This window comes from Pseudomonas sp. NFX15, from assembly GCF_049132105.1.
GTDB lineage: Bacteria > Pseudomonadota > Gammaproteobacteria > Pseudomonadales > Pseudomonadaceae > Aquipseudomonas.
Genome location: NZ_JAFMPV010000002.1, coordinates 334226 through 354602, shown reverse-complemented (window position 1 = coordinate 354602; position 20377 = coordinate 334226). Strand labels below are relative to the sequence as shown.

The window sequence follows — 20377 nt, the reverse complement described above, 5'->3', positions numbered from 1 at the left end:
ACGGGTTGGCGACTGCTTCGCAGTCGAACGGGGGCAAGCCCCCTCGCCACAAAAAGCCGCCATGCCGTCATAAAGCAGTCAAACCAGATGCAACGCCGTCAACAGCATATCGATGGCCTTGATGCCCACGAACGGCACCAGAATCCCGCCCAGGCCATAGATCAGCAGGTTGCGCCGCAGCAACGCGGCCGCACTCGCTGCCTGCACCCGCACGCCACGCAATGCCAGCGGAATCAGCACCACGATGATCAAGGCGTTGAACACGATCGCCGAGAGGATCGCGCTCTGCGGACTGCTCAGGTGCATCACGTTGAGCACGCCCAGTTGCGGGTAGATCGCGGCAAACAGCGCCGGCAGGATTGCGAAGTACTTGGCCACGTCGTTGGCAATGGAAAAGGTCGTCAGCGCGCCACGGGTCACCAGCAATTCCTTGCCGATCTGCACCACATCCAGCAGCTTGGTCGGGTCGCTGTCGAGGTCGACCATGTTCGCCGCCTCACGCGCCGCTTGCGTACCATCGTTCATCGCCATGCCGACATCGGCCTGGGCCAGCGCCGGGGCGTCGTTGGCGCCATCGCCGCACATGGCGACCAGGCGACCGTCGTTCTGCTCGAGACGAATGCGCGCCAGTTTTTTCTCCGGTGTGGCTTCGGCCAACACGTCATCCACGCCGGCTTCGGCGGCAATTGCAGCAGCGGTCAGCGGGTTGTCGCCGGTGACCATCACCGTGCGAATCCCCAACTTGCGCAGCTCGGCGAAACGTTCGCGAATACCTGGCTTGACCACGTCTTTCAAATGGATCGCACCGAGCAGCTTGCCGTCGGCGCACACCAACAACGGCGTGCCGCCGCTTTGCGCAATTTTGTCGACTTCGCGGGACAAGGCCGGTGCCAGGTCGGCACGTTTGAGGCCGACAAAGGCCAGCAATGAATCCACCGCGCCTTTGCGGTACACGCGACCCTGATAGTCGACACCGGACAAACGCGTTTCAGCACTGAACGGCACCGCCGTCAGCACCTCAGCGCTCGGCTCCGGTTGCGGATGAATGCCGCGCAGGTACTCGACAATCGACTTGCCTTCCGCGGTGTCATCGGCCAGCGACGCCAACAACGCGCCTTCGGCCAATTCTTTGGCGGTAATACCAGGCGCGGCATACACCGCCGAGCAGCGACGGTTACCGAAGGTGATGGTGCCAGTCTTGTCCAGCAGCAGCACGTGGACGTCCCCCGCCGCTTCCACAGCTCGACCGGACTTGGCAATCACGTTCAGGCGCACCAGACGATCCATGCCGGCGATACCAATCGCCGAGAGCAAGCCGCCGATGGTGGTCGGAATCAACGTGACCAGCAGCGCCACCAGGAACACCAGTGGCAGGCTGCCATTGGCAAAGTGGGCGAACGGTTGCAGGGTCACGACCACCAGCAGGAAGATCAGGGTCAGGCCGATCAGCAGGATGTCGAGCGCCACTTCGTTCGGGGTTTTCTGGCGCTTGGCGCCTTCGACCAGGGCGATCATGCGGTCCAGGGTCGACTCGCCGGGGTTGGCGGTGATCTTCACCAGCAGCCAGTCGGACACCAGCCGGGTGTTGCCGGTGACGGCCGAACGGTCGCCGCCGGACTCGCGAATCACCGGGGCCGATTCACCGGTGATCGCCGCCTCGTTAACCGCGGCGATGCCTTCGATCACTTCGCCGTCACCGGGAATCATCTCCCCCGCTTCGACGCGCACCACATCACCTTTGCGCAGGCTGGCGGCGGGCACCACCTGAAAGGTGCCGTTGCTGGTTTTACGCCGTGCGCTCAAACCTTCGCTGCCGGCCTTGAGGCTGTCGGCGCGGGCTTTGCCGCGACCTTCGGCCAAGGCCTCGGCGAAGTTGGCGAACAGTACGGTGAACCACAGCCACAGAGCAATTTGCGCGGCGACGAAAGTCGGTACCGCCGTGTCGGGTACGAAGCACAGAACGGTGGTCAGGATCGCGGTCAGTTCGACCACCAGCATCACCGGTGCACGCTGTAATTGCCGTGGGTCGAGCTTGACGAAGGCTTGCAGCAGCGCCGGACGCCACAAGGCCGAGATCGCGGTTTTGGGTTGTTCCGGCGCCTTGGCGGCGACAGTTTTGGTTACGGGCATATTCATCATTGATTCCTCAGAAGCCCATGCTCAAGTGTTCAGCGATAGGACCCAGTGCCAGCGTCGGCAGGAAGGTCAGGCCACCCACCAGCAAAATGGTCACGGTCAGCAAGGTCACGAACAGCGGGCCGTGGGTCGGGAAGCTGTTCTGCCCGATCGGTGCGGTTTTCTTCATCGCCAGGCTGCCGGCCAGGGCCAGCACCGGGAGGATGTAACCGAAGCGACCGATCAACATGCCCAGGCCCAGCATCAGGTTGTGGAAGGGTGTGTTGGCGCCGAAGCCTCCAAACGCCGAACCGTTGTTGGCACTGGCCGAGGTGTAGGCGTAGAGCAGTTGGCTGAAACCGTGGGCACCCGGGTTGCTCACGGCGGCCACCGGGCCTGGCAGGCTGGCGGCAATCGCGCCGAGCACCAGTACGCCAATCGGCATGACCATCAATGTCACCACCAACAGCTGCACCTCTTTGGCTTGCAGTTTTTTACCGAGGTATTCCGGCGTGCGGCCGATCATCAGGCCAGCGAGGAATACGGCAATCAGCACGTTGAGCAACATCCCATAGAGCCCCGCACCGACGCCGCCGAAGATCACTTCGCCGACCATCATATTGACCAGCGCCACCATCCCGCTCAGCGGGTTGAGGCTGTCGTGCATGCCATTCACGGAACCGTTGGACGCCGCCGTGGTGGTCACCGACCACAGCACGGTGGCGGTGGTGCCGAAGCGCGCTTCCTTGCCTTCCAGCGGCGCGGTCTGTTCGACGGCGACATTGTTCAGGGCCGGGTTCGGCTGGTATTCGGCCCATAGCGAGGTGGCGCCGCCGATCAGGAACAATGCCAGCATGCAGGCGATGATCGCCCGGCTCTGGCGCAGGTCCTTCACGTAATGGCCGAAGGTGAACACCAGCGCGACGGGGATCAGAATGATCGAGGCCATTTCGAACAGATTGCTCCAGGCCGTCGGGTTCTCGAACGGATGCGCCGAGTTCACGCCAAAGAAGCCACCACCGTTGGTGCCCAATTGCTTGATCGCAATCTGACTGGCAGCCGGTCCCAGCGGAATCACTTGGTCAACACCCTGCATCGTCACCGCATTCACGTACTGCGCGAAAGTTTGCGGCACGCCCTGCCAGACCAGATACAGCGCCAGCAGCAGGCACAGCGGCAACAAGCCATAGAGGGTGGCGCGGGTCATGTCGACCCAGAAGTTGCCCAGGGTCCGGGTGGACTTGCGACCGATGCCGCGACACAGCGCGACCAGTACCGCCAGCCCGGTGGCTGCGCTGACGAAGTTCTGCACGGTGAGGCCGACCATCTGGCTCAAGTAGCTCAGGGATGCTTCACCACTGTAGGCCTGCCAGTTGGTGTTGGTCACGAAACTGACGGCGGTGTTGAACGCCAGCGTCCACTCCTGTCCCGGCAGGTTCTGCGGGTTCAGCGGAAGGTGGCCCTGGAACAACAGGATCGCGAACAGCAGCAGGAAACCCGCGAGGTTGAAGGCGAGCAAGGCCAGCGTGTATTTCTGCCAGCTCTGTTCGGCCTGCGGATCGACGCCGGCCAGACGATAACAACCGCGTTCGACCGGACCGAGAAACGGCGTCAGCCAGGTGCGCTGCCCTTCCATTACCTTGTAGTAGAAACGCCCGAGAAACGGCGCCGGGACCAATACCAACGCGAAAAACGCAAGGATCAGCCAATAGTCATAACTGTGCATAGCCGCTCCTAGTTCCGGTCCGCGCGCAACAGCGCAACCAACAGATAAATGAACAGCCCCACTGCCAGCAGCAGCGACACCCCGTCCAGAACGCTCATGGAAGATCTCCGTGTTACGGCGTATTGCCGCGTGTGGAGTCATTGTCGGAAAGGAGGCTGTAAAAGAACGAGAGCGAGGGTGTGGGCGGGGCATAAAGAAAGTGTAAAGAGTGGGGTTGGGCGGGGGTTACAGCGCTGCGAAGAAGTGTTTTGCCTGGGAAAAACCGATGGTGCCGTTTCTACACGGCACCTGTTCGCGACGCCGCGAGTGATGGAGGCAACCTTGATAAGCGGCCCGACAGGCATGACGGAACCCGATGGTTTCGACAGCTCTTGCACCGCCCCGCGCGTGCCTGCAATCTACCGCTATCCGCATTACTGAAGAAGGCTGGTCCAACATGCGTATCCTCATTACCGGCGGTGCCGGTTTCATCGGCTCGGCCCTTGTTCGCGAGCTGATTCAACACACTGGGCATGAAGTGCTCAACCTGGACAAACTGACCTATGCGGGCAACCTCGAATCACTGACCAGCATCGCCCATGACACTCGCTACGAGTTTGTTCAGGCCGATATCGTGGACCAGGCGACGGTCAGAGCCGTGCTGGCTCGTTTCCAGCCCCATGCAATCATGCATTTGGCTGCGGAATCCCACGTCGATCGCTCCATCGACGGCCCCTCTGAATTCATCCAGACCAACATCGTCGGTACCTATAGCCTGCTCGAAGCGACCCGTGCCTATTGGCAAGCGCTCCCGGAACCCGAGAAAAGCACTTTCCGCTTTCATCACATCTCGACCGACGAGGTTTACGGCGACCTGCATGGTGTCGACGATCTGTTTACGGAAACCACACCCTACGCGCCGAGCTCACCTTACTCCGCCAGCAAGGCAGCGTCCGACCACCTGGTCCGCGCCTGGCAGCGAACCTATGGCCTGCCAGTGCTGCTGACCAACTGCTCGAACAATTACGGGCCGTTTCATTTCCCCGAAAAACTGATTCCGCTGGTGATACTCAACGCGTTGGCCGGCAAGCCGCTGCCGGTGTATGGCAATGGCCTGCAAGTGCGCGACTGGCTGTATGTCGAGGACCACGCCCGGGCGCTGCTCAAAGTGGTGACCACCGGCGCCGTCGGCGAAACCTACAACATCGGCGGCCACAACGAACAAAAGAATATCGACGTGGTACGCGGCATTTGTGCTTTGCTTGAAGAGTTGGCGCCGCACAAACCTGAAGGGGTGGCGCACTACGCCGACCTGATCACGTTCGTCCAGGATCGCCCTGGGCACGACTTACGCTACGCTATCGATGCCGGCAAGATTGAACGCGAACTGGGCTGGGCGCCCGAAGAGACGTTCGAAACCGGCCTGCGCAAAACCGTTCAGTGGTACCTGGACAACATGGAATGGTGCCGACGTGTTCAAGATGGCAGCTATCAGGGCGAACGCCTGGGTGCCATCAATTCCAAGGAGCTGCTCGCATGATGAAAGGCATTGTTTTGGCGGGTGGCTCAGGCACACGCCTGCATCCGATTACCCTCGGCGTGTCGAAACAGCTGTTGCCGGTCTACGACAAACCGATGATCTATTATCCGATTTCGGTGCTGATGCTGGCCGGCATCAAAGACATACTGGTGATTTCCACACCTCAGGATCTGCCGCAGTACCGCAATCTTCTCGGGGACGGAAGCCAGTTCGGTGTGAACTTCAGCTTCGCCGAGCAACCATCACCGGATGGTCTGGCTCAGGCGTTCCTGATTGGTGAGACGTTCATTGGCAAAGATCCGGTCTGCCTGATCCTCGGCGACAACATTTTTCATGGTCAGCACTTCGGCGATCAGTTGAAAAACGCGGCTAAACGCGCGTCCGGCGCCACCGTGTTCGGCTACTGGGTCAAAGACCCGGAGCGCTTCGGCGTGATCGATTTCGATAGCGATGGTCATGCGCTGTCGATTGAAGAAAAACCGAAACAACCGAAATCCAGCTATGCCGTAACCGGGCTATATTTCTACGACAACGACGTGATCGAGATTGCCAAGGCGGTTAAACCTTCGCCTCGCGGTGAACTGGAAATCACCGATGTCAACAATGCCTATCTGCAGCGGGGCGACCTTCAAGTCGAGCGCTTTGGTCGTGGTTTCGCCTGGCTTGACACCGGCACTCACGATAGCTTGCTCGAAGCCTCTCAGTACGTGCAGACCATCGAACACCGCCAAGGCTTGAAAGTCGCCTGCCTGGAAGAGATCGCCTATGAAAACGGCTGGATCGACCGTGAACGACTTCTGGACCGAGCGCGGTATTTTGGCAAGACCGGTTATGGCCAGTACCTGGCGAAACTGGCGGGGGAAGCACAATGACCTCGGTGGGACCCTGTGACGAGAATGCGTTGACCTCATGAAAATACTCATCAACGGCCGCCAAGGTCAGGTGTCTCATGAGTTGCAACGACAACTGGGTGCCGTCGGCGAACTGATCGTGCTCGGGCGCGATCAGCTCGATCTCGCCCAACCCGATCAGATTCGCCGTCAGGTGCAGACCCTTCGACCTGACCTGATCATCAATGCGGCAGCCCACACTGCGGTTGATCTGGCAGAAAGCGAACCGCAATCAGCGTTTGCGATTAACGCCGTAGCGCCCGGCATCCTTGCCAAGGAAGCGCTTGCCCTCGACATCCCGCTGATCCATTACTCGACGGACTATGTCTTCGACGGGAAGAAAGACGCCCCCTACAACGAGGACGACGCGCCCAACCCGCTCGGGGTCTACGGCCAGAGCAAATTGGCCGGCGAGCGGGCCGTCTGCGATGTGCAGGGTAAACACCTGATCCTGCGCACCAGCTGGGTCTATTCAACCCATGGCCGCAACTTTCTGTTGACCATGCAGCGCTTGTTGCAGGAAAAGCCGGAGCTGCGTGTGGTCGCCGATCAAATCGGAGCCCCCACATGGGCCGGCACCATCGCAAAGAGCACCCTCGCCCTGATCGAACACTGGCAGACAAACAAGACTGTAAAGTGGGGGACGTACCACCTGACGGCGCAAGGCGAAACCTCCTGGTTCGGCTTTGCCGAGGCCATCGGCGAAGCCTTGCGACAGCAGGGCAAGCCTTGCGCCAACCTGTTGCCGATTTCTTCCAGCGAATATCCAACGCCTGCCGCCAGACCGCTTAACTCACGTCTGGATTGCACCCGTTTGCAACGGGAATGGGGCGTGAGTCAACCTGACTGGCAGGCAGCACTACGCGAGTGCCTTGCCGAATAGAACCAGGCATCAAGCGCTACCCGCGCCGGTGTCGGAAAATGAACCGGTTGGGTATAGCGAGTTGCTCGAGAAAGCGGCGCCGCTGGCAACGGCGCCCTCGCTTGACGCATTAAAGTTCGCGCACTCGGCCGCGAACATCCCCGATACGACAGCTTTCGGCCCAATACGACGCAATTTGCCAAAATGGCACGTCGACTGCACAGCCCTCCCCTGAGCGTTCCAATCAAATCAGGGAGCAAGCGCATGAACACACAACTCAAACCCACGCTGGGCACCTTGCATCTGTGGGGCATTGCGGTCGGTCTGGTGATTTCCGGGGAGTATTTCGGCTGGAGTTACGGCTGGGGCGTGGCCGGGACCTTGGGCTTTCTGGTCACGTCGTTCATGGTCGCCACCATGTACACCTGCTTCATCTTCAGCTTCACCGAACTGACCACTGCCATCCCTCACGCGGGCGGTCCTTTTGCCTACAGCCGTCGTGCCTTTGGCGAGATAGGCGGATTGATTGCCGGACTGGCGACACTGATCGAGTTCGTCTTCGCTCCACCCGCGATTGCCTTGGCCATCGGCGCCTACCTCAACGTGCAGTTTCCGGCCCTGGACCCGAAACACGCGGCAGTCGGGGCCTACATCGTGTTCATGGGCCTGAACATCCTCGGGGTGAAACTGGCCGCAACGTTCGAACTGGTGGTTTGCGTATTGGCGGTCGCGGAACTGCTGGTGTTCATGGGCGTAGTCGCCCCGGCGTTTAGCTTCAGCCACTTTGCGCTCAACGGCTGGGCTGGCTCCGATGTGTTCGGCGTTCCAGCGATTGCCGGGATGTTCGCGGCGATCCCATTTGCCATCTGGTTCTTCCTCGCCATCGAAGGCGCAGCCATGGCCGCCGAAGAAGCCAAGGACCCGAAGCGCACGATTCCCAAGGCGTACATCAGCGGCATCCTGACGCTGGTGTTGCTGGCGATGGGCGTGATGTTCTTTGCCGGCGGTGTCGGAGACTGGCGCGCGCTGTCGAACATCAATGACCCGCTGCCACAAGCGATGAAAACCGTAGTGGGTGAAAGCTCTGGGTGGTTGCACATGCTGGTGTGGATCGGACTGTTCGGCCTGGTGGCGAGTTTCCACGGGATCATCCTGGGCTACTCGCGCCAGTTTTTCGCCCTGGCCCGCGCCGGATACCTACCCGCATCCCTGGCCAAACTGTCGCGCTTTCAAACGCCGCACCGGGCGATCATCGCCGGTGGTGTGATCGGCATCGCGGCAATCTACAGCGACGGCTTGATCAACCTCGGCGGCATGACGCTCACCGCCGCGATGATCACCATGGCCGTCTTCGGCGCCATCGTGATGTACATCATGAGCATGCTCAGCCTGTTCAAACTGCGTAAGTCAGAGCCGAACCTGGAGCGCACCTTTCGCGCACCTTGCTACCCGCTGGTGCCGCTCGTTGCGTTGATGTTGGCGGTGGTGTGCCTGGTGGCAATGGCCTGGTTCAACGCGCTGATCGGCCTGATTTTCCTGGGCTTCATGGTGGCCGGTTTCGTGTACTTCATGCTCACCGCCCAACTGCGGGCCGACGCCCCGGCAGATGCCATGTTGACCGGGCACTGAAACGCCGCGAGTGATCCTGGTGCAAGAGGCATAGAATGGGCCGATAGCGATGGAACTGCGATCAAAGCCCATCACTCAAAGTGGTATGCATGATCGGTCGGCGAACCCTCGCCCACCCGCCTGCTTTCAAGGAGAGTCCTATGCCCTGGTATGCCTGGTTGATTCTGGTCGTTGCCATCGGCTCGATCATTGGTGGTCTGATGATGCTGCGCGACACCGCCACCAAGGTCGAGCTGACCGAAGAGCAACGTAAACGCGTCGCCGAACGCAATGCGGAAATGGACGCCAAGGAAGCGCAGGACCGCTGACTGAAAACCCCGCCTTGGCCGGCGGGGTTTGTTTTTGCGCGAAACCTCCCGAAATCATGCTGTTTTGTACCCATATCGAAGCATCTGCATGTTTTTTAGAAGTAGAAGTACAGTCACCATGCAATTTTCATTGGTTAATATGGCCGCATTGATGCGGAGATATCAGATGCGTTACTCGCAGGACCATAAAGCCCAGACCCACCAACGCATAATCAAGGAAGCCTCGGCACGTTTCCGACGCGATGGTATCGGCGCGACCGGGCTGCAACCCCTGATGAAAGCACTGGGCCTGACCCACGGTGGCTTTTATTCGCACTTCAAGTCCAAAGACGAACTGGTCGAAAAAGCCTTGCAAGAGGCGGGTGTACAAGTCGACGAATTATGTGCGCAACTCTTTGCCGAGGAACACCCACTCGATGCCTTTATCGATGCTTACCTCTCCGAATGGCATCAAACCTCGCCTCACGAAGGCTGCCCGCTTCTGACCATTTCCTCTGAATTGGGACTGCGCGGTCAACCGAGCCCCACCAGCGATGCGGTCCTCCAGGCACGACTCGACCAGATCCAGCAAGCGCTGGACACAGAGAACAGCGCCGCTCGAAGCATCGTCATCATGTCCACGCTGGTCGGCGCGCTGTTGTTATCGCGCAGTGTCGCCGACGCCGGGTTTGCCCAACGGATTCTCGACGTCACGCGCGAACACCTCAAAGAATCGAAGGATTAACCCTGCCAACGCTTGAACAGAACGCTGGCGTTGACCCCACCAAAGCCGAAGCCGTTGGATAACGCATATTCAATAGCCATTGGCCTCGCCTGACCGTGAACAATATCGACACCTTCGGCTGCGGGATCAGGACGATCGAAATTGAGCGTAGCCGGTACGATCTGATCGCGGATCGCCAACAGCGTGAAGATCGCCTCAAGACCACCAGCGGCACCGAGCAAATGGCCAGTTGCCGATTTGGTCGAAGTGACCGCTATTGAATTTTGCACACCGAACAACGCCTTGATCGCGGCCAGTTCCCCCAGATCACCTACAGGAGTCGATGTTGCATGAGCATTCAAGTGCTGGACCTGAGCCGGTGAAACACCGGCCTGAGCCAACGCCAGCGTCATGGCCCGCCGCGCACCGCTGCCGTCTTCGGGGCCGGCGGTCAGGTGATAGGCGTCAGCGCTGGTGCCGTAACCGACCAGTTCTGCCAACGGCTGAGCCCCTCTCGCCAACGCATGTTCAAGAGATTCGATGACCAACAGCCCGGCCCCTTCACCCATGACAAAACCATCGCGGTCACTGTCGAACGGTCGCGAAGCGCGCTCCGGCGTATCGTTGTACCCACTGGACAAAGCACGTGCCGCCGCAAAACCGGCCAGGCTGACGCGATCGATTGCCGCTTCCGCGCCGCCACAGACCGCGATATCCGCCTCACCCGCCCGGATCATCCGCGCTGCATCGCCGATGGCCTGGACCCCGGCAGCACACGCGGTGACCGGCGCACCCAACGGGCCTTTGAACCCGTGCTGGATCGAGACATGGCCCGCGGCGAGGTTGACCAGAAACGACGGAATGGTGAAGGGAGACAAACGCCTCGGCCCTCGGCTGTCGGTCGTGCGCACCGCATCGGCAATCGCCCCGAAACCACCCACGCCCGAACCGATAATCGTGGCCGTACGCTCCTGGGCATTGGCATCCACTGCTTGCCAACCCGCTTGTGCTAGCGCCTGACGCGCAGCTTCCATGGCGAACAGAATGAAGCGATCCATCTTCTTCTGTTCCTTGGGCGGCGTCGCGAGATCCGGGTCGAAACCTGCTTCTGGATCATCCGCCAGGGTCGGCACAGCACCACCGACCTTGGCCGGCAGATCGGCGACCACCTCTTCCGGCAAATTGCGCAACCCGGAACGCCCGGCCAGCAGGCGCCTCCAGACCGCTTCGACACCACTCCCCAGCGGTGACACCAGGCCCATGCCCGTTACAACCACTCGACGATCACTCATACCGCACATACCTCAAGCCGATGGATAAAGCCTCACTGGTAGCGTGTGGCCGCTTTGCTTTTGGAAAGATTGGGTGCCATCACCAGGCGGGCTGCAACGAATGCATCCCAGTCTGCAGCATCCGGCAACGAAGGAATGGTGATCAACTCGCCCTGATCCAGGCCAGACAACGCGGCATCGACCATCTCATCCGCCTCCATCACCATGTCTGCGGGAATCTGTGAAGCATCGATGCCCGAACGCTCCCAGATCTCGGTGCGCGTCACACCCGGCAGCACCGCTTGAACTTTCACCCCGGTGCCATTGAGCTCGGCGTTCAACGATTGAGTCAGGCTCAATACATAGGCCTTACTGGCACTGTAGGTAGCATTGAAGCGCTCAGGAAACAGTGCCACCACGGATGCAATATTGATGATCGTGCCGCGCCCCGCTTTGGCAAAACTGCCAGCGGCTGCCGATGCGAGTCGTGTGACTGCCGTGATGTTCAGTTGAATCAGGCGCTCCAGTTGATCCATATCGGCATTGGCCAACAAACCATCTGCCGCTACACCAGCGTTATTGAGCAACAGGCTGATACTCGAATCACTGCGCAGACGCTGTTCGAGTTTGAGCACGTCCTCTTTTTGAGTCAGATCGGCCTTGAGCACCTCAACGTGAACGCCATGCTCCTCACGCAGCGTGCTAGCCGCTGCCTCAAGGCGCTCCTGATCGCGGGCAACCAACAGCAGATCAAAACCGCGTGCTGCCAAGCGCTCGGCGTATACCGCGCCGATACCGGACGATGCACCCGTAACGAGGGCTGTACCTTGGGACTGAACAGAATTCATGGCGGTGCTCCTAAGAAGCGAATGGGAACCTGGCGCCTGAGATTCAGGTCGCAGTGTCAGATGACCAATTAATTATAGGCATAATTTAATACCAATATGATAGCCGTAATTTTTCCATGCCGACAAAGGGCCGACGACAGTTATCCCCTGCCAAGCAGAGCACTCGTGCTTGCCAGAATGCGAAAGGCCGGTCAATGACCGGCCTTCTGGCGTTGATCTACAAGCTTAGTTCACCTCGAGCTTGTCGCGGTTTTTATCGAGAATGGCCTTGCCAATACCCTTGACCTCGAGCAACTCTTCGATTGAAGCAAACGGTCCATTATCCTCACGATAAGCAACAATCGCCTTTGCCTTCGCCTCGCCCACCCCGGACAGTTCACGCTGCAATGTCACTGCATCCGCCGCGTTGAGGTTGATTTTCCCGGACTGGTCTTTCACTGACACGTCCATGACCGCAGGAGGGTTTGCAGCGTCCTGTTTGACTGCGGGCGCGGCGGTTACAGCGATTGAGGTGCTGGTCAGCAGGGCAAAAACGAGGGAGTAGAAATAGCCAGTACGCATAAATGACGCTCCATGACATCGATTGAGAAAGCAGCTTTTCCGAAGCTGCTTTCAAAATTTAGGCGATGTCTGGAGCGTGTCAAAAATGCGTCCGTTACAGGATGTGAAACAATCAGGGTTCGAGGCGACGTTGCTGGTAGATCCAGTCGACGATATCGCCGTCGGGGGTGTAGCCACTGACGGTTTCGCGCAGGAGTTGACGGACGCGGGTGTAGTCATCCTGTTGGACGGCGTTGAGCAATTCCGAAAGCTTTACCTTAAGAACATCCCATGACAAATGGTCTTCATTAGCGCTCATGATCATCGGATGCTGGGTTGCACTCACGTTGTCACCGATCAGAAGTTCTTCGTAAAGCTTCTCTCCCGGGCGCAAGCCGGTGAACTCTATGGAAATATCCCCATGCTGATTCTTGTCCGAGCGAATACTCAAACCTGACAAATGAATCATCTTCTCCGCGAGTTCGACGATTTTCACGGGCTCGCCCATGTCCAGCACGAAAACATCACCGCCCTGCCCCATCGAGCCCGCTTGAATGACCAGTTGAGCAGCCTCGGGAATTGTCATGAAGTAGCGGGTAATTTTCGGATGAGTGACCGTCAGCGGCCCGCCAGATTTAATTTGCTTGTGGAACAACGGAATGACTGAACCAGAAGACCCCAGGACGTTGCCGAAGCGAACCATGGTGAAGCGTGTTTTGTTGACGTGAGAAATATTGCAGCTGTCGCCAAATAATACCGGTGCCAACTCCCTACTCAGTGCCTGGAGCAACAACTCGGCCAAGCGCTTCGTGCTCCCCATGACATTGGTAGGTCTCACGGCTTTGTCTGTTGATATCAGTACAAAATTAGCGACTCCTGCCTTAAGCGCTGCCTGTGCTGTATTCAATGTACCGATGACATTGTTATATACGCCTTCTGCAATATTGTGCTCAACCATCGGCACATGCTTATAGGCGGCGGCATGGTAAACAGTATCCACACGCCAGGTCTTCATGACGTCGAGCAACTTATCAGAATTGCGTACCGAACCAAGAATTGGCAACAGCCGCACGGGCAGAGACTCGCGAGCGACCCGCTGTTCAAGCTCGGACAAGATGCTGTAGAGGTTGAACTCACTGTGCTCAAACAACAGCAGTGTTGTCGGCCGCAAAGAAAGGATCTGACGGCAAAGCTCTGAACCGATTGAGCCTCCTGCGCCAGTAACAAGAACGGATTGCCCAGTGATGCAGTGTGCAAGCAAATCGACTTGCGCCGGAACAGCGTCACGGCCCAGCAAGTCCGCAATGTCTACTTCCTGAATATCATCGACCTTGACCCGACCACTCGCCAAATCCATAAACCCAGGAACACTTCGTACATGCAGCGGAAAACCTTCGAGGAAACCAAGTATCTCACGACGACGACCGCGATTTGACGAAGGGATCGCGAGTAGAATTTCCTGAGCCCCAGTGTTGTCGATCATTTCCTGGATATGCTTGGGTTTATAAACCTGCAGTCCCGAAATGACTCGATCAGCAATTCCACTATCGTCATCGATAAAGGCAACAGGCCGCATTACCCTGCCCATTCGCAATGCCGCAACAAGTTGGTTGCCCGCTGCGCCTGCTCCATAGATAGCTACTTTCGGCAGACCGTCGTCACGATTTGCAAATGGAACATGCCGTGTAGCGCTGAACCAGTCACCCAGAAAATACTGACGCATGGCCAGTCGCAGCCCACCAATCATGATCAGGCTCAGCCACCAATAGTTGAATATGATCGAGCGCGGGACAATATTCTGGTGATTGCTATACCAGTACACAATGATGCCAAGGATCAGCGATGACAGACTCACTGCTTTGATAATCGCGATCAGCGCATCGTTGCCAAAATAACGCATCACAGCGCGATACATGCCAAATCGGATAAACAAGGGAATGGCGACAACCGGGGCACTCAAAAAAAGCCATGAGTGTGCAATCAGGGGGTTGGCCATATCGTCGATGCCGAGGCGAACCAAGAACGCCAGCCACAACGCTGCCCATACCAGAACGACGTCGGCCGATACCTGAATCAGCCGTTTTTGACGGCGAGGTAACTCCAGCAACAACTTGCGTAACTTAACCATAACTCCGTCGTACACCTCGAACCGCTCCCCATTTGATCGTACTTGACCAGTGTACGTCTCTTGACGCACTCGATACTGAAATATCAGGAATCAACTGAGCGCCTGTTTCTCTTCGATTTCACCGGCATGAAATTTTATGGCCAGAATCACCAGAGGAATGTAGGCGACTACCAGGCCCAATGCACCATCTACTCCAAACTCGATAACGCTGAGGGCGATTGGAAGCAACCACAAAACGTTAAGTCCCCCAACCGCCAGCGTGACTGGCAGGTGCTTACGATATTTGCGCGATGCGAATTGATACGCATGACTGCGATGAGCTTCGTAAACTTTATCACCGCGAATCAGGCGACGGACCAAGGTAAAAGTAGCATCGACGACAAATACACCCAAAAGGATCAGCCACGCCCAAAGCAATTCCGGAGCCGTCCAGGCGGCCTGAATTGAGAGGATTCCAAGCACGACGCCCAAGAAGCCGCTCCCGGCGTCCCCCATGAAAATCCGGGCAGGGGGAAAATTCCAGAATAGAAACCCACTCACCGCCATTGACAATGTAATCGGGACCCACATGAGGGATTCGTATCCACTCAGCCAATACAGCAAACAAGCCCCCAGGCATGCAGTAATGGCTTCGATACTGGCAATACCATCGATTCCATCCATGAAATTGTAGAGATTGAGCATCCACACAAGATAGAACGCAGCCAAGATCACCCCGAACCATGAAAGGTCCAGAGTCATGCCAAAAACGATAATCTGAGGAAAGCCACCTAGCCAGAACAATGACCAGACCGCAGCACAAAAATGTCCAAGTAGACGCCAACGAGCAGCTATGTGGCCGTGATCATCCATGAACCCGATAATCGCTACCATTGCACCAGCACCACCGAGTGCAACCACTGCGGGAATGGTTACCAGTTGTGCCCAGGCAAGAAATGGCAATGCCAACAAAAACGCGACAACTATTGCGACACCGCCACCTCTCGGGGTGGGTATTGAGTGAGAACTGCGTGCATTAGGAATATCGACGATGCTCCGAGCCAACGCATAGCGGCGCAATACTGCCGTCAAAATAAACGAAACGCTAGCTACTGCAGGAATTGCCCACCAATAGATCATTGTTATTTACTTTCTCGAAAATGTTGTGCTGTGGCCTTCAATGCATCATCAACAGAGACTGGTGGTGACCATTCCAGCAAAGACCGAGTTTTACTGATGTCAACCTGCAGAGATCCACACAGCCTGTTCGATAGATCCTTTCTTCCCAGCAATGCCGCACCGTTTTGCAACACCCAGGCAGGTATAGGCAAGAGGCGAGCGCTCCGCCCAAGGGCTGTCGCCATTTTTCGCAGTAACCGGGTTGTAGACAGATCGTCGCCATCACTGACCAGGAAGGTCTCATTGGTTGCGGCTGGGTGACTGATGCACGTCACAATCAAATCCACCAAGTTATCCAGAGCGACAAGACTTCGTTTGTTGTGAATCGCTCCAAATGGCAATGGAATACCTGCCTCCAGCCATCGCATCATGTTTCTGAAGTTAGCTTTGACCCCGGGGCCATAAACCAATACCGGTCGAATAATAACAACATCCATTCCGGTCTCTACAGCAAGCGCGCGCAGGTTCTGTTCGGCCTCCATCTTGGATATACCATAAGGATCTGCCGGAGCTGGCTTGTCGTCCGGCGAATAGGCAATACCCGGCTCCGTTCCCTCACCATTGACCTTGATGGAACTGATAAAAATAAATCGCTTGACACCCGCCGAGGCCGCTTGGCGTGCAAGACTCAGCGTTCCTTCTACATTAACCCTTCTAAACGCAGCAAGAGGATCAACCTCTGTATCGTTCATTACGTGAACACGAGCTGCAGCATGAATGACAACATCTACCGCCTTTAGGCTGTCGTTCCAGGATGTAGCCCCATCAAAGCCACTGACGTAAACCTTCGAAACTCCATCTTCGACTAACTGGGCTCCGCTCCGCAGGGCGACAGTGACATTAAAGCCGCTGTGCACCAATCGCCTCAGCGTTGCGCCTCCGACAAATCCAGTTGCCCCAGTCAAGAATACGTTTTTAGGCATTATTTGGCAGCCTTACGTAAAGTTGCATGACGAAATAGATTCTCCAATTGCCTCAGGAGTGTAGGCTTGGAAAAATGGCTTAAGTAGTATGCACGACCGGCTTGCCCCATGACATCACGCTCGGCGGATGAAATAGTTGCCAACTCAAAGGTAATACGAGCAAGCCCTTCAGTATCACCCGAATGGCAACATAACCCCACCCCAGATTCCTCGATAATCCGTGAGGCCTCCCCATTGATCATGCCAAGAATTGGTTTACTAGAGGCTAGATACGCCTGGACCTTGCCCGGAATAGTCTTCTCAAAGACTTCGTTAGTCTTCAAAGAAACCAATAACGCGTCGGCGCAAGCAAACACCCCCGGCATCTCGCTGAGAGGATGTCGCCCCAAGAGCACGACATTAGTCAGACCTCTTGATTCGACCTGTTCACCCAGCCACTTGCTCATACGGCCGTCCCCTACTACAACCCAGCGTACCGAAACCTTACTTCTCAATGTCTCAGCCGCATCTAAAATGGCTGGAAAGTCTTGCGCTTCACCGAGGTTGCCGGCAAAAACAACGGTAAAAACAGAGTCGTCTCGCATAAGGAGAGTTGAGGCTGTCGCCGGACATGTTGAAAAATCGTCCTCTGCCCAACTCGGAAAATAGATCAACCGCTCTGGAGAAATTTCCCTGGTGCAATACTGCTTTACATTGTCAGCAAAACCTTTTGACTGCAAAAGTAAATAGTCAGAACGATTGTAGATCCAGGCAACCACACGTCCAACCGCCGCCAACATGGCAGGATTTCGAAGAATTCCGACCGCCTTAAGAGTTTCTGGCCAAAGATCCAAAACCCACACAAATATTGGAGTCTTTTTAATACGTCCAATTACTACGGCCGGAATAGCTGCCATAATAGGAGATACAGCATAGACAAAAATGGCGTCATAACTTTCGCCTCGAAGCTTGAATACCCCAACTGTAGAGGCACTGAGAAAAAAAGATAAATAATTCAAAGCCAAGCTGATACTTCGCTTACCGCGCGAAATCAGCGGAACTCGGACTACCCGAGCACCACAGTAGTTATTAAAAGCATCAGGTCTGGCTCTAAACTCCGAAAACACTTTACCTTCAGGATAATTGGGCAAACCGGTCAACACAGTAACTTGATGACCCTTTTCTGAAAAATCGCGAACCAAATCATTGATACGCATATTTTCAGGCCAAAAATACTGCGTAATCACCAAAACCCTTAATTTATTCTCAGGCATCCCTACAGCTCAACTCAATACTTTTTCCAAACCACTCGATTTACATAATCAAGATAGCTGTGAATGATCCTGACCACTTTATCCGCAACATTAGGCATAGAGTAGTCGGAGACCAACCGAAGGCTCCGCTCAGCTCCGCGACCCTGCCCTTCAAGCACTTGAAGTGCCTGCATTACCCTATCGACTTCCAACCCAACCATCATTACGGCGGCCTCTTCCATACCTTCTGGACGCTCGTGAGCTTCCCGAATATTCACCGCAGGAAAGTTGAGAATCGACGACTCTTCGTTGATTGTTCCACTATCAGAAAGTACAGCCTTGGATTCGAGTTGCAGTTTGTTGTAATCCTTGAATCCCAACGGCTTCAGCAAACGTACATTACTATGAAATTTCACACCCATGGCATCGACACGCTTCTGTGTTCGAGGGTGCGTAGAAACGATAACGGGATAGCCGAAGTGAGAGGCAACGGTATTCAACACAGTGACAAGCTTGCCGAAGTTAACGTCGGAATCGATGTTTTCTTCACGATGAGCGCTGACAACAAAGAACTTGCCCTTTTCAAGTGCAAGCCGCTCCAGCACATCCGAAGAGTCAATACCCTCGCGATAATGATTAAGCACCTCGAACATCGGGCTACCGGTTTTGATCACCATATCTGGCGAAAGCCCCTCTCGCAGCAAGTAATCCCGCGCGATAGTGCTATAAGTCAAATTGATATCGGCTGTATGGTCAACGATACGCCTGTTGATTTCTTCCGGCACGCGCATATCAAAGCAACGGTTGCCCGCTTCCATATGGAAAGTAGGAATCTTTCGGCGCTTGGCAGGAATGACAGCCATACAGCTATTGGTATCACCAAGGACCAGCAGCGCTTCCGGCTGAACCTCAGCAAGAACGCGATCAACAGTAATAATGACGTTACCGATGGTCTCTGCTCCGCTGGCACCTGCGGCGTTCAGAAAGTGGTCGGGCTTACGAATTCCAAGGTCCTGAAAGAAGATTTCGTTCAACTCGTAATCGTAATTCTGCCCTGTATGCACCAGGATATGCTCGCAATCTTTGTCCAACGCAGCCATTACGCGCGAAAGACGGATGATCTCCGGGCGAGTCCCTACTACAGTAACGACCTTCAATTTTTTCATTTTTAAACGTCACATTTTTAAATAATTGATAAAACAATCGACGATTCTAATCTGCAACCAACCTCAGCGCCATCCATCAAAGGGACGACAACCCAGTCAAGGCAACCGTTCGACAAGTGGCCTTTAGCGATCCTGGCACCAGAGATTTGTGCTGGGATACGGAACCTATTGAAAAATAACAATATAAACGATACCGCCCCACACCAATAAAAATGACAAGGCGGTATCCTTCTTTAATTAGGCCTCTGTACCCACTGGTCGCGTATATGTGTCAGGAGCTTCACGATCGAAAATTTCATTAGCCCAAAGCATGACGATCATTTCTTCCGTACCGGTATTCGTGATGTCGTGAGTCCACCCTGGCACTGTTTCAACAATTTCCGGGACTTCACCAGTGGTGAATAACTCGTAGAACTCACCGGAAACGATATGGCGAAACCGAAAACAAGCGTTGCCTTTAATCACAAGAAACTTTTCAGTTTTTGAGTGATGATAGTGCCCGCCACGAGTAATACCAGGATGCGCCGTAAAGTAAGAAAATTGCCCGGAATCACGAGTCTTCAGCATTTCTACGAAAACACCACGAGGATCACTATACTTGGGAACCTCGTAAGTAAAATCCTCAGGCGGAAGGTAGCTCAGGTAAGTGGAATACAAAGCCCTGGTCAGTCCCGTGCCTACTGGCTCAGTGATCATTGACTTTCGGCTTTCGCGAAATGCGACCAACTGCTCAGCAAGTTCGCCGACTGCAATACTGTACTGAGGTGCAACTGTGACAAACGGTTCACCAGTTTGCTTCCCATCCATGACAGCAACAAAGTTAGCGATCACATCATCGATATATACAAGGTTGATCTGTGCTTGTGGATCATGAATCTGTACGGGAATATCACGGGAAATATTATTACAGAAAGTCGCAACAGCAGAGTTGTAATTTGGCCGCGCCCACTTACCAAAAACATTTGGTAACCGGAACAAGTGTACCGGAGAACCATGAGAGGCTTTCAGATCAAGCAATGCCTCTTCAGCTCCCCGCTTACTACTACCGTAAGGATTGTCAAGTTCGGCCTGGCTAGATGATGTATAGAGCACAGGGATCTGGCGCCCGCTGGTTTTGATTGCATTGCACAGCGCCAAAGTTAAATCAGTATTGCCAGTGAGAAACTCTTGAGGATCCTGAGGACGGTTGACTCCAGCTAAATGGAAAACGAAATCTACCTGCTCAATAAGGGCTGGTAAATCTGTTAATGAATTCTCACGTGTAAAGCGACACACCTCTACATCTAGTCGCTCTACTAGATGCGAGATCAAATTCTGGCCGACAAAACCTTTGGCACCCGTAATCAGGACTTTCATTTT

At 55.7% G+C, this 20377-nt stretch carries 18 protein-coding genes; 6 read left to right on the top strand and 12 right to left on the bottom strand.

The genetic code is table 11. The features are described from left to right. Positions 1–78: 78 nt before the first annotated feature. From kdpB to kdpF, 3 genes are read right to left on the bottom strand one after another with little or no spacing between them, the layout of a single operon-like run. Complete coding sequence (gene kdpB / locus J1D76_RS03765) at positions 79–2136, bottom strand: potassium-transporting ATPase subunit KdpB (protein WP_421137092.1); 2058 nt, start codon at positions 2134–2136, stop codon at positions 79–81. A gap of 10 nt (positions 2137–2146) precedes the next feature. Further along, positions 2147–3841: a potassium-transporting ATPase subunit KdpA gene (gene kdpA, locus J1D76_RS03760; RefSeq protein WP_421137091.1), complete on the bottom strand. Its 1695-nt coding sequence runs from the start codon at positions 3839–3841 to the stop codon at positions 2147–2149. Positions 3842–3849: 8 nt separating this feature from the next. After that, positions 3850–3939, bottom strand: coding sequence for a K(+)-transporting ATPase subunit F (kdpF, locus tag J1D76_RS03755; protein WP_007899818.1), 90 nt, complete (start codon positions 3937–3939; stop codon positions 3850–3852). A gap of 338 nt (positions 3940–4277) precedes the next feature. Here kdpF and rfbB point away from each other — a divergent pair, with 338 nt between their 5' ends. The 6 genes from rfbB to J1D76_RS03725 all read left to right on the top strand — a co-directional run bounded on the left by rfbB (position 4278) and on the right by J1D76_RS03725 (position 9773). After that, positions 4278–5360 carry a dTDP-glucose 4,6-dehydratase gene (rfbB, locus tag J1D76_RS03750; RefSeq protein WP_421137090.1) on the top strand — a complete coding sequence of 361 codons (1083 nt, stop codon included), beginning with the start codon at positions 4278–4280 and terminating at the stop codon, positions 5358–5360. Continuing rightward, positions 5357–6232: a glucose-1-phosphate thymidylyltransferase RfbA gene (rfbA, locus tag J1D76_RS03745; RefSeq protein WP_421137089.1), complete on the top strand. Its 876-nt coding sequence runs from the start codon at positions 5357–5359 to the stop codon at positions 6230–6232. Before rfbB ends, rfbA begins: the two co-directional genes overlap by 4 nt. A 37-nt stretch (positions 6233–6269) precedes the next feature. Continuing rightward, the gene (rfbD, locus tag J1D76_RS03740) at positions 6270–7133 is read left to right on the top strand and encodes a dTDP-4-dehydrorhamnose reductase (RefSeq protein ID WP_421137088.1); all 864 of its coding nucleotides are present in this window, start codon (positions 6270–6272) and stop codon (positions 7131–7133) included. A 243-nt stretch (positions 7134–7376) separates the two neighbouring features. After that, positions 7377–8741 carry an ethanolamine permease gene (eat, locus tag J1D76_RS03735; RefSeq protein WP_421137087.1) on the top strand — a complete coding sequence of 455 codons (1365 nt, stop codon included), beginning with the start codon at positions 7377–7379 and terminating at the stop codon, positions 8739–8741. A gap of 140 nt (positions 8742–8881) precedes the next feature. Next, a complete protein-coding gene (locus J1D76_RS03730) occupies positions 8882–9049 on the top strand; it encodes a DUF2897 family protein (RefSeq protein WP_421137086.1) in 168 nt (55 codons plus the stop codon). 166 nt (positions 9050–9215) lie between these two features. Then, entirely contained in the window at positions 9216–9773 is a 558-nt protein-coding gene (locus J1D76_RS03725) for a TetR/AcrR family transcriptional regulator (protein ID WP_421137085.1), read from the top strand. On the opposite strand, the gene fabF is transcribed toward J1D76_RS03725, so the two are convergent. The 9 genes from fabF to wbjC all read right to left on the bottom strand — a co-directional run bounded on the left by fabF (position 9770) and on the right by wbjC (position 20374). After that, complete coding sequence (fabF, locus tag J1D76_RS03720) at positions 9770–11044, bottom strand: beta-ketoacyl-ACP synthase II (protein WP_421137084.1); 1275 nt, start codon at positions 11042–11044, stop codon at positions 9770–9772. The genes J1D76_RS03725 and fabF overlap by 4 nt on opposite strands. Before the next feature lie 32 nt (positions 11045–11076). Continuing rightward, positions 11077–11871: an SDR family NAD(P)-dependent oxidoreductase gene (locus J1D76_RS03715; protein ID WP_421137083.1), complete on the bottom strand. Its 795-nt coding sequence runs from the start codon at positions 11869–11871 to the stop codon at positions 11077–11079. A gap of 225 nt (positions 11872–12096) precedes the next feature. Further along, positions 12097–12432, bottom strand: coding sequence for a ComEA family DNA-binding protein (locus tag J1D76_RS03710; protein ID WP_421137082.1), 336 nt, complete (start codon positions 12430–12432; stop codon positions 12097–12099). Positions 12433–12544: 112 nt separating this feature from the next. Continuing rightward, on the bottom strand, positions 12545–14539 hold the full coding sequence (locus J1D76_RS03705) for a polysaccharide biosynthesis protein (RefSeq protein WP_421137081.1): 1995 nt from the start codon (positions 14537–14539) through the stop codon (positions 12545–12547). A 90-nt stretch (positions 14540–14629) separates the two neighbouring features. Next, positions 14630–15658 carry an MraY family glycosyltransferase gene (locus J1D76_RS03700; protein WP_421137080.1) on the bottom strand — a complete coding sequence of 343 codons (1029 nt, stop codon included), beginning with the start codon at positions 15656–15658 and terminating at the stop codon, positions 14630–14632. Positions 15659–15660: 2 nt separating this feature from the next. Continuing rightward, entirely contained in the window at positions 15661–16620 is a 960-nt protein-coding gene (locus J1D76_RS03695; RefSeq protein WP_421137079.1) for a UDP-glucose 4-epimerase family protein, read from the bottom strand. Beyond that, entirely contained in the window at positions 16620–17873 is a 1254-nt protein-coding gene (locus tag J1D76_RS03690; protein WP_421137078.1) for a glycosyltransferase family 4 protein, read from the bottom strand. Before J1D76_RS03690 ends, J1D76_RS03695 begins: the two co-directional genes overlap by 1 nt. A gap of 14 nt (positions 17874–17887) precedes the next feature. Then, positions 17888–19018, bottom strand: coding sequence for a non-hydrolyzing UDP-N-acetylglucosamine 2-epimerase (gene wecB, locus J1D76_RS03685; RefSeq protein ID WP_421137077.1), 1131 nt, complete (start codon positions 19016–19018; stop codon positions 17888–17890). Positions 19019–19255: 237 nt separating this feature from the next. Beyond that, positions 19256–20374 carry a UDP-2-acetamido-2,6-beta-L-arabino-hexul-4-ose reductase gene (gene wbjC / locus J1D76_RS03680; RefSeq protein ID WP_421137076.1) on the bottom strand — a complete coding sequence of 373 codons (1119 nt, stop codon included), beginning with the start codon at positions 20372–20374 and terminating at the stop codon, positions 19256–19258. Between the last annotated feature and the right edge of the window lie 3 nt (positions 20375–20377).

What these genes read in the sequence shown, in the direction of transcription:
- kdpB (WP_421137092.1), bottom strand. Translation starts at nt 2,136, where the DNA reads ATGAATATGCCCGTAACCAAAACTGTCGCCGCCAAGGCGCCGGAACAA.
- kdpA (WP_421137091.1), bottom strand. Translation starts at nt 3,841, where the DNA reads ATGCACAGTTATGACTATTGGCTGATCCTTGCGTTTTTCGCGTTGGTA.
- kdpF (WP_007899818.1), bottom strand. Translation starts at nt 3,939, where the DNA reads ATGAGCGTTCTGGACGGGGTGTCGCTGCTGCTGGCAGTGGGGCTGTTC.
- rfbB (WP_421137090.1), top strand. Translation starts at nt 4,278, where the DNA reads ATGCGTATCCTCATTACCGGCGGTGCCGGTTTCATCGGCTCGGCCCTT.
- rfbA (WP_421137089.1), top strand. Translation starts at nt 5,357, where the DNA reads ATGATGAAAGGCATTGTTTTGGCGGGTGGCTCAGGCACACGCCTGCAT.
- rfbD (WP_421137088.1), top strand. Translation starts at nt 6,270, where the DNA reads ATGAAAATACTCATCAACGGCCGCCAAGGTCAGGTGTCTCATGAGTTG.
- eat (WP_421137087.1), top strand. Translation starts at nt 7,377, where the DNA reads ATGAACACACAACTCAAACCCACGCTGGGCACCTTGCATCTGTGGGGC.
- J1D76_RS03730 (WP_421137086.1), top strand. Translation starts at nt 8,882, where the DNA reads ATGCCCTGGTATGCCTGGTTGATTCTGGTCGTTGCCATCGGCTCGATC.
- J1D76_RS03725 (WP_421137085.1), top strand. Translation starts at nt 9,216, where the DNA reads ATGCGTTACTCGCAGGACCATAAAGCCCAGACCCACCAACGCATAATC.
- fabF (WP_421137084.1), bottom strand. Translation starts at nt 11,044, where the DNA reads ATGAGTGATCGTCGAGTGGTTGTAACGGGCATGGGCCTGGTGTCACCG.
- J1D76_RS03715 (WP_421137083.1), bottom strand. Translation starts at nt 11,871, where the DNA reads ATGAATTCTGTTCAGTCCCAAGGTACAGCCCTCGTTACGGGTGCATCG.
- J1D76_RS03710 (WP_421137082.1), bottom strand. Translation starts at nt 12,432, where the DNA reads ATGCGTACTGGCTATTTCTACTCCCTCGTTTTTGCCCTGCTGACCAGC.
- J1D76_RS03705 (WP_421137081.1), bottom strand. Translation starts at nt 14,539, where the DNA reads ATGGTTAAGTTACGCAAGTTGTTGCTGGAGTTACCTCGCCGTCAAAAA.
- J1D76_RS03700 (WP_421137080.1), bottom strand. Translation starts at nt 15,658, where the DNA reads ATGATCTATTGGTGGGCAATTCCTGCAGTAGCTAGCGTTTCGTTTATT.
- J1D76_RS03695 (WP_421137079.1), bottom strand. Translation starts at nt 16,620, where the DNA reads ATGCCTAAAAACGTATTCTTGACTGGGGCAACTGGATTTGTCGGAGGC.
- J1D76_RS03690 (WP_421137078.1), bottom strand. Translation starts at nt 17,873, where the DNA reads ATGCCTGAGAATAAATTAAGGGTTTTGGTGATTACGCAGTATTTTTGG.
- wecB (WP_421137077.1), bottom strand. Translation starts at nt 19,018, where the DNA reads ATGAAAAAATTGAAGGTCGTTACTGTAGTAGGGACTCGCCCGGAGATC.
- wbjC (WP_421137076.1), bottom strand. Translation starts at nt 20,374, where the DNA reads ATGAAAGTCCTGATTACGGGTGCCAAAGGTTTTGTCGGCCAGAATTTG.